Origin of the sequence: Pedobacter superstes, from assembly GCF_037622515.1 — a bacterium.
Taxonomy (GTDB): domain Bacteria; phylum Bacteroidota; class Bacteroidia; order Sphingobacteriales; family Sphingobacteriaceae; genus Paradesertivirga; species Paradesertivirga superstes.
This window is the reverse complement of the sequence record NZ_JBBJCN010000002.1, coordinates 47503-61027: the sequence shown is the minus strand read 5'-3', so window position 1 is coordinate 61027 and position 13525 is coordinate 47503. Positions and strand designations below refer to the sequence as shown.

The following is a 13525-nucleotide window of genomic DNA, read 5'->3' as shown; positions in this document are numbered from 1 at the left end:
TTTTTTATTTCATACTTGTTAGCGCAAGTTTTAAATTCTCTTTTTCTGTATTCACTAAGGTGCATGCTTAAGCTCCTTTCTTAGCATTCAGACTTTGCATCAATTGATCGAACAGGTTATCGTCTGATGCTTTTTGTGGTTTTAGTTTTTTAATTGTAGGACGTTTGCCTTTGGATTTGGCTTCAATAATTTTGAGCAGTTCGTGGTGGTATTCGTCCTTAAACTTATCAATTTCAAATTTGCTTGAATATTGATTAACAAGGGCCAATCCCATATCCAGCTCTTTTTTATTTATATCAATATTATCAGGTGTTAATATCTCCTCAGCAGATCGTATTTCTTCTGCAAAACGGATTTTTGTAATGACTATCACCTTATCAACAGGATGAATAATGCAAAGATTTTCCGTGTTTCTTAATACGAAACGTGCAAGGCCCGCTTTCTTAGATTTTTTTAACGACTGCAGGAGCAGGGCATAGGCTTTTCTTCCCTGAGTTTCGGGTTCTGAATAATATGAAGTCTCGTAATACATGGGATTTACCTCCTCAATGTTTACAAAGCTCTCAATTTCAATCATTTTGCTCTTTTCCGGACTAGCATCTTCATAATCTTTATCTTCCAGAATAACGTAGGTTTCATTGATAGGGAAGCCCTTTACAATCTTATCATACGGAACTTCTTTGCGAGTTTTTTCGTTAATCCGCTGGTATCGTATTCTCGAATGATCTCTGCTATCCAGCATATCCAGTCCCAAAGAACTACTCTGCACAGCAGAATAGAGTTTAACCGGAATATTTACCAGTCCAAAACCAATTGAGCCTTTCCAAATAGAGCGCATAACAACTTAATACGGTTCGCTTAATTTAAAAAGCGCGAAATAACGTTTATCAAGTTCTGTAAAAGCCTCGTTTATTGCTAAGCGGTGTCCCATAAGCAGAGTTTTCAGGTTAAATTCTTCCAGAATACTTCCTTGTAATACATCGTCATAGGTTTCAAGAGCGTCGCGTTCAGAGTTTCTTACTTGTTCTAAGATAGACTGTTCTTTTTTGCTGTTTGGCATAGTGCCCAGACCTGTGATGGGATGATGTATACCAATTTCGGACTCAACATTTGTGTGAGTGCCACCTAATTGCGCAATAGCTTCCTGAAGTTCAGATATAATGATAATACGTTCTTCAGCATATTTATCTATGAGGTTTTTATATTCCTCGGAAACAATATGATCTGAAGCATCAATTAATTTCTTTTCACTTTTAGCCACAGTATGTAATAACCGTTGCAACTGTTTAATATAATTTTCGTGATATGAACTTTCCATAATCGTTTAATAGAATAATAGGTAAACGTGCAGAAAATGAAATAGTTTGAACAGATAATGCAGTACAGCCGATAAATCCCAATTACAAGTGCTTAGTGCAATTTACCGAAAGCACCACTAAAATATTAGAGGTCTAAGCACTTTTACTATTTTCAAAAATTTTGACTATGATTGGCTCCATATTTAGAGCTTTCGCACAGTAAATAATGGCTCGTTCAAACCTTATTATTTGTGATCTTTATTAAGGAAAGAAGGGAATGGATTGATGTATAAGAAATCCTATTTAACATAATATTAATTATGAGACAAAAGGCTTGTGCATTTCTGTACCGTGATTATTACCAGGTTCCGCCCGGTGAGAATAAAAAGTCTGTAGATGAGTCTACATCATATAAGAATTGATAGCCAATGGTTTCTCTGTTGCAAAAAGGATTCAAGAGAGAAATCATAATTTCATAACCTTGTAATGTTAAATCGCAAAAGAAAGTTTTTTTGTCTGAGGTTATAATCCCGGCATCTTCAATCGAAATCCGAAGAGTTAACTTGCAATTTCTGTTGTGAATGAAATCAAGTGATGATAGATCAAGATTTTTATTCTTCTCAATAATTGTTTCCTGAACGGCAAGCCTGAATTTTTCGGCCTGAGATCTGTCAAACTCATAGAGCCTTACAATATCATCTCCATACTCATTAACATTATCGATATAATCAAGTTTCATATAGCCCGTCTAGAATTCAAAACGCTGACCATATTCAGGGATTGCTTTATTTGCCGGTTTTAAATAATTTAAAAACAGCTCAAGAGCCTTCATCTTAGAATCGGTTAGTGAATAATCGAGTTTGTTTCTCAAATAATCATCGAGATTAAAATCCTTTCTCTCAGGTAATTCGGAAATGACACATGATATGTTCTCTATACCTAATCGTAAAGCAGCATTGAACTCGGTAATGAAAGCCGGAGATATAGGTTTATTAGATGCCCAAACAGCAAATGCAAATTGCAAGCCGGTGAAATTCTTCCATTCTTCGGCTAAATCATATACAAAAGAATATTTGTCTTTTTTACCAAATGTCCTGTCACCGATTTCAACAAAAGCATCTGCGGAATTTGATGTGATATATTCAGGACTGAGTTTCCAATAATTTTTTAACAATACCTTTGCCAAAGCATTGGATGTTCTGGATTGAAGATCCAGTCTGATGGTTTTAATTTCATTGATGGGTTTATCACTGAAAATAAACACTGAATTTACGGCACCATCTGCGCCAATACAATAATCAGAAATAATTTCATACCCTGGCACATTTAATAAAGCAGCCACTGGTATTAAACCTATATCAACCTGATTGTCAATAAGTTTTTTAGCGCAATCTGAAGGAATATCTAAGCTTAAGTCTATTTTATCAAGAATCCCCGATTGCTGAAGGCCATAAACAAAAGGTTTAGTATTAGTATAGGATACTGCCGAAACTCTAATCTTGCTCACAAAAATTCTTTAAATGATCTGTATTATGAAAGTCTATAATTTCAAATTTATTACCATCGAAATGCAATTTGTAAAGAGTAGTATTTTGATGAGGGAATACTTCCATATCTGATATAGGACGGTTGGTTAGAAGACATAAAAAAAGCCTCATAGCCCTTCCGTGCATACAGATCAGAATATTTTTAGCGTCGTTTTCGGCAATTAATTTCTCTAAAACCTCTAATTGTCTTTCTTTAACTTCTAAAGGACTTTCACCATTCTGAAATTTGAGATGCAATTCTCCTTTTGTCCATCCTTCCATTATTTTAGCAAAAGCGTTCCGCATATCCTCAGTGCTTTCCACTCCTTCATAAATACCCCATGCAAGTTCATCCAATCCGGAGTACTGAGTCCAAGAAATACCTTTGTTGATAAATCTTTTAACCGTTTGATGGGTACGCTTTAAAGTTGATGTATAAATTTTATCAAAAGGAACGTCCTTATACATAGTGTAAAATGCTTCGGCTTGTTTTCTGCCGAAATCATTTAAATCGGTATCCATACCTCTTCCCTGAACCACTCCCCTCTTATTCAAATCAGTTTCACCGTGGCGAATCAAATAAATAGTCTTCTCCAAATCTTTAATTTATTACAGGTAATTTATAAAACTGAGGTTTTGATTCCTCTTCAAATCGGAAGTCCTTATAATCGGTAATAATATTATAAAGAGTATCCCTTTCTATAGGATGCCGTCCTACATTTTTTATAAGATCTACAAGTTCTTTAGTACTCATAGCAGGATTTTGCTCTTCTGCACCAGCCATCGAGTAAATTTTTGTAGTGTCATCAAGAGTCCCATCGATATCATCTACCCCAAAATTCAATGAAAGCTGTGCTGTTTCTCTGCTAATCATGGCCCAATATGCTTTTATATGATCAAAATTATCAAGGTAAATTCTGGAGATAGCATAGTTTCTTAAATCCTCAATTACAGACACTTCCGGAATGTGCGACATCTGATTATCCTGATTTCGAAACTTTAAAGGGATAAAAGCCTGGAAACCATGGGTTTTATCCTGCAATTGACGAAGGCGTTCCATATGATCCACACGGTGCCAGAAATCTTCTATGTGCCCATAAAGAATGGTTGCGTTCGATCGCTGTCCGAGTTTATGCCATTCTTCATGGATCTGAAGCCATTGCTCTGCGTTACATTTATCTTTAGCGATTTGTTCACGGATTTCAGGATGAAAAATTTCTGCTCCACCACCAGGAATAGAATCTAGTCCTGCATCCTTCATAAGTTTCATACCTGTGGCATAATCAATTTTAGCCTTTTTGAAAATGTAGTGAAATTCAACAGGAGTTAATGCTTTTATATGAAGGTCTGGCCGGTGCGCACGAATTTTGCTGAATAATTCAGAGTAAAACGCAACATCGTATTGAGGTAAAACCCCACCTACTATATGGACTTCGGTAACAGGCTGATCATCATATTTTTTTACCATGTCGAACATTTCATCCATGGTAAACTCCCAGCCTTCTTCTTTTTGTTTTAATAATCGGGAATAAGAACAAAATTTGCAATCGTACACACAAAGATTTGTAGGCTCAATATGAAAGTTGCGGTTAAAAAACGTTTTATGTCCATGTTTCTTTTCACGGATATAATTTGCCAAAATTCCAAGGTAGGCTAATTCGCCTTTTTTATATAGAGTTACTCCTTCGTCGAAACTAATCCGCTCAGATCCAGATACTTTTTCAGCAATAGCTTTTAATTCAGGATCAAGATTTTTATCAGATAATAGTGTGTGGAGTTGTAGTTCAGCGTCCATTAGTTCAAAAATACGATAAAGCGGCAAAATGTACTATCATATTGTTGTAACAATACTTTAAACACTATTTTTAATTCCTAAACTTATAAGAGAAAATCTAATCTTTGTTTGACCATCGGAATAATATGAAACTCGAAACTATAGCAATACACGCCGGAAATTATACCGATCCGGCTTCGGGAGCAGTAATACAGCCTATAACTCTTTCCACTACTTTTGAACGTGGTGAAGATGGTGGATTTCAAAGTGGTTATATCTATACGAGAGCAGATAATCCGAACAGGAAATCCTTAGAAAATGTATTAAGCAAATTAGAGGGAGGAGTTGATGCCTGCGCGTTTTCCTCAGGCAATTCTGCTGGATCTGCTCTATTACAGGCCCTTAAACCGGGCAGCCATATTATTGCGCCTGATGATATGTATCATGGATTACGCAACCTTATTAATACTGTTTTTGAGGGTATATTATCTGTCGATTATCTGGATTATTCAGATTTATCAGCTGTTGAGTCAGCAATAAAGCCCGGCACAAAATTAATTTGGATTGAAACTCCTTCCAATCCCTTGTTGAAAATTTCGGATATTAAAGCGTTGGTTAAACTGGCTCATGAAAATGACCTTATAGTTTGTTGTGACAACACCTTTGCAACTCCCGTTTTTCAACGGCCTTTAGAATTGGGTGCAGATATTGTCATGCATTCCACAACAAAATATTTAGGAGGTCACAGTGATGTTCTTGGCGGGGCGCTCATAACAAAAAACAGCAATGATTTATGGGACAAAATTCGAAACATTCAAGCATTATCAGGCTCTGTACCTTCCCCATTTGATTGTTATATGACCGTGAGGGGAATAAAAACTTTACCTTACCGGATGAGAGGGCATGCAGAAAATGCAAGACAAATTGCAAGCTACCTTCAATCACATGTTAATATTGAAAAGGTATTTTATCCGGGTTTAGCCGATCATCCTTCATACGATATTGCGAAATCTCAGATGAAAGATTTTGGGGGAATGTTATCCTTTACCGTTAAAAACAGTTCTGATGATGCGCGAAGAGTTTCAAATAAACTTAAATTATTTACCAGAGCCACGAGTTTAGGCGGTGTTGAAAGTTTGATTGAGCACAGGGCTTCTATGGAAGGCCCCGATACCAAAACCCCTGGAAATCTTCTTCGAATTTCTGTTGGCTTAGAATTCATCGACGATTTAATAGCCGACCTCGACCAGGCTCTAAAATAATCCAGAATAATTTTGGCAAATAGTGCTTTTGAGTGTATCTTTGGGCAATTTAATTAAATACTTTCTGTCAATACCCTTCAAAAGGTTTTGATTTATAAAGAAGCGGTGAGAGAACAGGCTCCACGACCCGCTGACAACCTAACCGGCATAGTGTCGGAAAAGGTGCCAAATCCTGTTCCCGGAAACAACGGGAAAGATATAAATTATGTAAAACCATGAACAAAAAAAAGACATTGTCTCTCCCCTTCCCATTCAATTTTAATAACTCTAATGTGAATTTTCCTGAAATGTATTTGGCACAATCAGCCATTTAATCTAAAAATACATTTTAATCTAAAATTTATAATGCCGAAGTGTGAACCGCTTCTACATTTTATCAAACATGAGCACAACAAAATTCATATATACAAACAAGTTTAAATTTGAAAGCGGAGCTGAGATCTCAGGATTAGAAATTGCGTATCAAACTTTTGGAACTCTTAACGCCAGGAAAGATAACGTTGTTTGGGTTTGCCATGCTTTGACAGCGAATTCTGATGTGTGTGATTGGTGGAACGGATTATTTGGTGAAGATGATTTATTTAATCCAAAAGATTATTTCATTGTTTGTGCCAATATTTTGGGTTCTCATTATGGTACTACGTGCCCCTTAAGTATTAATCCTCAAACGAATCAGCCTTATTACTTATCTTTTCCTACGTTTAATGTGAGGGATATGGCTGCTGTTCAAAAACTATTAGCAGATCACCTTGAAATCCATGATATAAGTCTGCTGATTGGAGGTTCGTTAGGCGGGCAGCAAGCAGTAGAATGGGCAATAACAGAACCGGCGCGAATTAAAAAATTAATATTAATGGCTACCAACGCAATCCATTCTCCATGGGGAATAGCGTTTAATGAAAGCCAGCGCCTTGCAATTTCAAGTGATCCAAGTTTTTATGAAAATATTCCTGATGGTGGAAGTAAAGGCTTAAAAGCCGCAAGAAGCATTGCTCTTTTATCTTACCGGAACTATCAAACCTATGGAATTTCTCAAAAAGAGGATACCACAGAAAAAACTGATGAATTTAAAGCATCCTCTTACCAAAATTATCAGGGCGATAAATTAGTCAAGCGCTTTAATGCCTATAGCTACTGGTACTTAAGCAAAGCCATGGACAGTCATAATGTTGGACGTAACAGAGGTTCGGTGGCAGATGCCTTAAAACTAATTGAAGCAAAAACATTAGTGATTGGAATAAGTTCCGATTTATTGTTCCCCCCTGCCGAGCAACAATTTTTAGCTGAAAAAATTCCTGGTGCTGTATATTTGGAAATTGATTCATTTTATGGTCACGATGGATTCCTGATAGAAACCGGCATTTTGACGTATGAAATTATTAAATTTCTGAAAAATTCTTCCATTGAAAGCCCTGCTGTTCAATTTCAGAAAGATTTTTAGCTGGAAATAAAAAGACCTATAAGGTTTTTGAATCTTATAGGTCTGAATCTTATAAAGGTCGTCTGGCTATATTTCGTAATTAATATCCCAGGCCTCGAGATAATCACTGATTTTCTTTAAGAACATTCCTCCCAAAGCACCATCAACTATTCTATGATCATAAGACAGTGATAAATACATCTTATGACGGATACCGATCATATCTCCATGTACAGTTTCGATTACTGCCGGTTTCTTTTGAATAGCTCCTATGGCCAAAATTGCAACCTGTGGCTGATTGATTATCGGAGTTCCCATAATATTACCGAAAGAACCAATATTGGTAATAGTGAACGTTCCATCTTTTACTTCATCAGGTTGAAGCTTGTTATTTCTTGATCTGACAGCCAGGTCGTTAACTGCTTTTGTTAAACCTACCAGATTTAACTGATCGGCCTTTTTAATAACAGGAACTATTAAATTACCCGAAGGAAGGGCGGCTGCCAGGCCAATATTAATATCATTTTTCTTAATGATTTGGGTTCCATTAAGTGAAATATTAATCATTGGAAAATCTCTGATCGCTTTAGCAACTGCCTGTATAAATATGGGAGTGTAAGTAATTTTCTCGCCTATTTTTTTTTCAAATGCAGCTTTATTCTTTTCTCTCCACTTAACCAAATTAGTAACGTCAGACTCCACAAAGGAAGTAACATGAGCAGCGGTTTGTAAGCTCATCATCATGTGTTCGGAAATGAGCTTCCGCATTCTATCCATCTCAATGATTTCATCATTGCCGGAAACCACATTTACTGAAACAGGACTAATGCTTTGATTTTCGACTAAGGGAACGGCCTTTTTTATTCGACCAGAAGATCGTTGTGCTACGTATTCCAGAATATCCTGTTTTGTTACACGCCCATCTGCACCCGATCCGGAAATCTTTTCAAGTTCTTCACTTGTAAGTCCTTCCTCAGCAGCGATACTTCTTACCAGTGGAGAATAAAATCTCGATGTATTGCTTTGAATTATCGTTTGCTGTTGAAATTGTTGCTCATTCAGATGCTCAATTCCTGGAATGATTGTTTCGATGAAGTCTTTACTATTTTCTGGAATTACTTCCACAGTCTGTTTGGGAGCTTCCGCCGGCTTATTTGTCGCCGCTTTAGGTATACTCAGGTCTTCAATTTCAATTAAAGCAATAACATCGCCTACACTGGCGATTTCATTTTCTTTAAATAAATACTTTATAAATTTACCTGAAACCGGCGAAGGAACTTCCGAATCTACTTTGTCGGTTGCTATTTCCACTACTGTTTCATCTTCTTTAATTTGCTCGCCAGGTTGCTTTAACCATTTTACAATGGTCGCTTCTGCAACACTTTCGCCCATTTTAGGAAGTATCAGTTCAAATTGAGCCATATTTATTATAAGGAATCAGCAAAAATAAACGTTTTTAAGACTTAACAATGTTCTTCTTTAAGTATGTGGAAAAGTAAAATTAAAGCATTTATCGCAGATCTTTCTATATTTTGTAAACGACGGCTACCAAATGAGAACTTTTTAGTTATTACACGCTTTTGACCGGCAACAGCAACCCACACGGTACCAACAGGTTTTTCATCTGTTCCACCTCCGGGTCCAGCGATACCGCTTATGGCGATAGAATAATCTGAATTGAATTTATTAAGAGCCCCGCAAGCCATTTCTCTAACGGTTTCTTCACTTACCGCCCCGAATTGCTCTAGTGTATCATCAGATACATCAAGAATTTTTATTTTTAATTCATTTGAATATGTGACCCCTCCACCCATAAAAACTGCGCTTGAACCCGCATGCTGAGTAAAAAGGTGCGACAGATAACCTCCCGAACAACTTTCGGCGACAGATAAAGTTAATCCTCTTTCTTCCATGAAGTCTAAAACAGCTTTTTCAAAAGGCACATCTTCTGTGCTTACCACATGCTCGTCCAGTAAGGCAATTATCTGATCAACATAAACCTGGATCTGTGATTTTAGTAATTCTTCATCACCGCCATAAGCACTTAAACGAAGTCTCACCTGACCTAGTTTCGGAAGATACGCAAGTTTTATATGTGAGGGCAAGGAATCTTCTATTGATGCAATTCGTTCGGCCAAAAAGGATTCTCCTAAGCCCGCGGTCAAGATCGTACGATGAACGATAGCATCTAACAGAAATTGTTTCTTTAAGCGAGGCAGCACTTCTTCTTCAACCAGGTACATCATTTCAAAAGGAACGCCGGGAATAGATATATATATAATATCCTGTGAGTTAAACCACATACCAGGTGCTGTTCCGTTTTTATTTAACAATACACTGCAATTTTCTGGAACATCTGCCTGTCGGATATTTACATCCAGTAAAGGTCGCTTAAAACGTTCGAAGATTTTGGTAACGTTCTGTAACGTCGCCTCATCCCTTTTAAAGCCCACATTGAAAAATTCGGCTAAAGTGGTTTTAGTGATATCGTCTTTTGTAGGACCTAATCCACCGGTTAGTATAATCACCTGGGCCCGTTTTGAAGCAGAGTTCAGCGCTTCAATAATATGTGTTTTATCGTCAGAAACGGAAGTGATCTGCTTAACGCGAATGCCTGCCTCATTCAGTTTCTGGGCAATCCACGCAGAATTTGTGTCTACAATCTGGCCAATAAGAATCTCATCGCCAATGGTTATTATTTCAGCTAATATCATTAATAGAATCCACCGCTATAAGGGCTCCTCCGGCTTAATTTCAAATCCTGAAGTATTGATGCCCTTACACGCAAATCTACACTATAACTTTTATATAATCCGAAGGGGACCCAGCTAAATGCGAGATCCCAGCAATGAAGATCACGATTAATAGCAAGAGAAGTTGTGCTGAACTTATTTGCTCTGAAATCCCAGCCTGACTGATAGCTTACTTTCCATTTCGGGGTTACACTAAAATCGCCGTTAAAATTTAAGTTGTTTGTGATGCTTTTTACCAGGCCATTATTAGAGAAGAAAAAGCTGTATGATGCACTTAAATTCCATGGTATACTAAAATCCACAAAGCCATAAGGGTTTCTTAAAATTTCAGATATATCTTGCTGTTGTTGTTGGGTTGTATTTGGATTATTTTGCTGGTTGGTTAAATTTTCCTGCCTTCTTTTAAAAGCACTTGGATTTAAATTAAATCCTGTGGAGAATGAAAAACTGGCTAATCTTGCTAAGCGACCTTCTTTAAAGAGGTATCCTTGACGGGCCCCTACACTATCTAAGCTATATGGATCCAGGCTTCCCTGAAAAGAGATACCAAGTTTTTGTTTGAAAAAAGCTGTACGGCCACCAAAAGATATAATTGATAATTTATTATATCCCTTAGCTGTAAAGTCATAATTCCCGTTAAAGGTCAAACCCTGAATAATAGGTATCTTTTGATAAGCGGATGTTGTATCGCTTTTTGATTTAACCTTAGCCTCCACATTATTTTCGAATGCAAAACTCATACTTGCAGAACGCCCCTGACCCGGCCCTCCGCCCGGCGATTGTTCAAATATAGAATAGCGATTATTGAGCTGACTATCATTGGGAAGAGTTGAGGGAAGACCAGAAATCTTTCTATAAAATCCAAAATTATCACCGCTAAAGTCGGGAACGTAGGAGAACCCAAAACTCGGCGTCATAACGTGACGAATGGCTACCAGATTTCCTTTTTTGAATTGCATCATCCCGTATAATTTGGTATTGAGGCCTCCATTTATAGAATAGTTATAATTCCTTTTAAAACCTTGAATGGTATCAATCCGAATATTACCGGGAAGGTTTTGATCGTAACGTTTCCTGATCGTTTGCAAAGTCCAGCGCTCACCATAACTGATACCGGAACTAAACTGGAAATATTTCAATACATTAAATGACATACTTACAGGCACACTGTGCTGAATTCCGTTTTTAAATTGCTTTAATGTTGATTTTTTAAATAAAGAATCTTCGCGGACACCGTTAATGGAATTTGCGCCCTGCATGCTGTATCCCACCGAAATTCTTTCATACCATTTAGGATTACCTAAGCTGTTTTTATTTTCAAAGGGATTTAAGGTAGCCATACCAAGGTTAAATGTTGGTAAATCCAAAGTAACGAGGCGCCGGGTGAGATCCTGATTATGTCGTAATGTAGCACCAAAATTAAACAGGTTATTCGCAAATGTTTTTTGATAGCTTATTCCTGAGGATATACTATTATTTGTGGCCTGCTCTATTCTGTCGCCGGCAACACGGGTATCTCTGAAATAGGAGCTGGTTCCCACATTTACATTTGCCGAAAAACTTGTTCCCGGGTTTGCTTCTGCGCTTTGCGAATGAGTCCATTGGATATTGAAACTTGTAGTTGGCTTCGCTCCCGGTGTTCCCTCGATTCCATTGCCATTTCTTAAAGAAGCATAACTTAGATTTAATCCGCCGTTATATTTATAATTTTTACGATACCTGGCTAACAGATTCGTTTCGTAGGATAATTTACTGTACAGAGACCCTCTCACTTCAGCATCCCAATAGTCATTTATCCCGAAGTACCAGCCCAGTCCTCTCATGAAAAATCCACGGTTGGAATCTTCTCCAAAAGTGGGAAACAACAAGCCTGATGCCCTTTTATTCGTTTTAGGAAAAAAGCCAAAAGGTAGCGCTACAGGCAAGGGGACATGTTCGATGACCAGGTAAGCAGGTCCGCTGATTACTTGTTTTTCTGTTACAATTCCCCTGGTAATATGAATACCAAAATGGGTATAAGGCTCTGGCAAGCTACAGGTGCTGTAGATCCCGTTTTTGAAAAAGCCTTCGTCGAATTCGTTCTTTTTGAACTTACTTGCCTGAATGTACCCCCCTTCCACTTCGGTAAGCGAACCATAAGATAACGCACGCTTACTGGAAAAATTAAAGGTCAAAGAATCTGCTGTAACAGGAGGTTCTGAGCCTTGTTTAATTATAGGACGGCCCTTGTACACCGAATATTTATTTTTTCGGCCGCTGGCAAATAGAAGTTTCCTGGTTTGATCCAGACGGATAAAACTGGAAGATAATTCCATCTCTTCATAAGATATTCGTGCATTGCCATATAAGTAAACTATATTGCCATCAATGCTGAATTTGATGGAGTCATCGGCACTGTAATGAATTTCTGAATTTAATCCTGTTGTTGTTTTAGAATTTTTTCCCAAAGTATCCGTTATACCTAAAGAATCCGCTTTAGGAGTAATGAGTTTGGATTTATCAGGAGTTTGAGGTCTTTGCTGAGCATAGATATCAAAGCTTGATAATAGTACTAAAATCAAAAACAGGGTTCTCACAAAAAACTTTTTGATAAATTTCAAATTTGATAATGAATATTATTTTTGCAATGACAAATGAGATTTCAAAATTAATGAAAATAAACCCATTGAGAAGATTGCAAATTGGATTTTTAACTTTTTTAACATCTCTGCTGCTATTATCATTCAGTAATAACCCTTCCGTTAACCAATATCGTATAAAAACAATTGTAATTGACGCAGGACACGGAGGGAAAGCAGTAGGCGCTCTAGGGAAATATTCTACAGAGAAAAAGGTAACCTTACAGGTTGCCATGCGTTTAGGAAAAGAGATTACAAAAAACTTCCCTGATGTAAGGGTTTTATATACACGTACATCTGATATTTTTGTACCTAATGAAAACAGAACAAACCTGGCAAACCGGGCAAAGGCTGATCTGTTTATTTCCGTTCATTGTAATTCCATGCCATCATCAAAAACAAACCGCGCTGGTATTAAAGGGGTGGAAACCTTTGTCGCCGGATTCGGGAGAATTGATGAGCAGGATGTAGCTCTCAGAGAGAATGCTGATATCTTATTAGAAAAAGATTATAAAAGTAAATACGGCGGTTATGACCCCAGAGATCCTGAAAGTATGATTATTTTTTCGTTAATGAAAAATCAGTTCAGGGATCAGAGTATAAAGCTGGCCAAGCTCATACAAAATGAATATATAGGCTCAGGAAGGGTTGACCGGGGGGTAAAAGAGCAAAATATTCTTATTTTACAGCGAGCTGGAATGCCGGCGGTATTGACTGAAATTGGCTTTATCAGCAGTCCTGAAGAGGAAAAATATATTAATTCTGAATCTGGTCAGAATGAAATTGTAAGAAATATTGTGGCAGCCATCAAAAATTTCAAATCACAGGCGGAATTGCGTTAACAGAAATCGTTTTTTAATAATATGTTTTCATC

At 37.3% G+C, this 13525-nt stretch carries 12 protein-coding genes and 1 riboswitch; of the genes, 3 read left to right on the top strand and 9 right to left on the bottom strand.

From position 1 onward, the window contains the following. Positions 1 to 67: 67 nt before the first annotated feature. From ku to mqnE, 6 genes are all read right to left on the bottom strand, one after another. Positions 68 to 838, bottom strand: coding sequence for a non-homologous end joining protein Ku (ku, locus tag WG906_RS05680; protein WP_339991572.1), 771 nt, complete (start codon positions 836 to 838; stop codon positions 68 to 70). Positions 839 to 844: 6 nt separating this feature from the next. Further along, the gene (locus WG906_RS05675) at positions 845 to 1318 is read right to left on the bottom strand and encodes a DUF2383 domain-containing protein (RefSeq protein WP_339991571.1); all 474 of its coding nucleotides are present in this window, start codon (positions 1316 to 1318) and stop codon (positions 845 to 847) included. Between the two features lie 338 nt (positions 1319 to 1656). Further along, on the bottom strand, positions 1657 to 2037 hold the full coding sequence (locus WG906_RS05670; RefSeq protein ID WP_339991570.1) for a hypothetical protein: 381 nt from the start codon (positions 2035 to 2037) through the stop codon (positions 1657 to 1659). Between the two features lie 9 nt (positions 2038 to 2046). Next, a complete protein-coding gene (locus WG906_RS05665; protein WP_339991569.1) occupies positions 2047 to 2805 on the bottom strand; it encodes a menaquinone biosynthetic enzyme MqnA/MqnD family protein in 759 nt (252 codons plus the stop codon). Continuing rightward, positions 2792 to 3421, bottom strand: a complete 630-nt coding sequence (locus WG906_RS05660; RefSeq protein ID WP_339991568.1) for a histidine phosphatase family protein — start codon at positions 3419 to 3421, stop codon at positions 2792 to 2794. Before WG906_RS05660 ends, WG906_RS05665 begins: the two co-directional genes overlap by 14 nt. 4 nt (positions 3422 to 3425) lie before the next feature. Beyond that, positions 3426 to 4619: an aminofutalosine synthase MqnE gene (gene mqnE / locus WG906_RS05655; RefSeq protein ID WP_339991567.1), complete on the bottom strand. Its 1194-nt coding sequence runs from the start codon at positions 4617 to 4619 to the stop codon at positions 3426 to 3428. Between the two features lie 125 nt (positions 4620 to 4744). Here mqnE and WG906_RS05650 point away from each other — a divergent pair, with 125 nt between their 5' ends. Next, entirely contained in the window at positions 4745 to 5860 is a 1116-nt protein-coding gene (locus WG906_RS05650) for a trans-sulfuration enzyme family protein (RefSeq protein ID WP_339991566.1), read from the top strand. A gap of 89 nt (positions 5861 to 5949) precedes the next feature. Beyond that, positions 5950 to 6065, top strand: a riboswitch (SAM riboswitch). Between the two features lie 177 nt (positions 6066 to 6242). Then, positions 6243 to 7301, top strand: a complete 1059-nt coding sequence (locus WG906_RS05645; RefSeq protein WP_339991565.1) for a homoserine O-acetyltransferase family protein — start codon at positions 6243 to 6245, stop codon at positions 7299 to 7301. 66 nt (positions 7302 to 7367) lie between these two features. On the opposite strand, the gene WG906_RS05640 is transcribed toward WG906_RS05645, so the two are convergent. Genes WG906_RS05640 through WG906_RS05630 form a run of 3 tightly spaced genes read right to left on the bottom strand, consistent with a single transcriptional unit; the run spans position 7368 to position 12609 of the window. Beyond that, complete coding sequence (locus tag WG906_RS05640) at positions 7368 to 8702, bottom strand: dihydrolipoamide acetyltransferase family protein (protein WP_339991564.1); 1335 nt, start codon at positions 8700 to 8702, stop codon at positions 7368 to 7370. Between the two features lie 41 nt (positions 8703 to 8743). Then, on the bottom strand, positions 8744 to 9991 hold the full coding sequence (locus tag WG906_RS05635) for a competence/damage-inducible protein A (protein ID WP_339992252.1): 1248 nt from the start codon (positions 9989 to 9991) through the stop codon (positions 8744 to 8746). A 2-nt stretch (positions 9992 to 9993) separates the two neighbouring features. Further along, complete coding sequence (locus tag WG906_RS05630; RefSeq protein WP_339991563.1) at positions 9994 to 12609, bottom strand: putative LPS assembly protein LptD; 2616 nt, start codon at positions 12607 to 12609, stop codon at positions 9994 to 9996. Positions 12610 to 12641: 32 nt separating this feature from the next. On the opposite strand from WG906_RS05630, the gene WG906_RS05625 reads away from it, so the two are divergent. Continuing rightward, positions 12642 to 13493, top strand: coding sequence for an N-acetylmuramoyl-L-alanine amidase family protein (locus WG906_RS05625; RefSeq protein ID WP_339991562.1), 852 nt, complete (start codon positions 12642 to 12644; stop codon positions 13491 to 13493). The last annotated feature ends 32 nt before the right edge of the window (positions 13494 to 13525 follow it).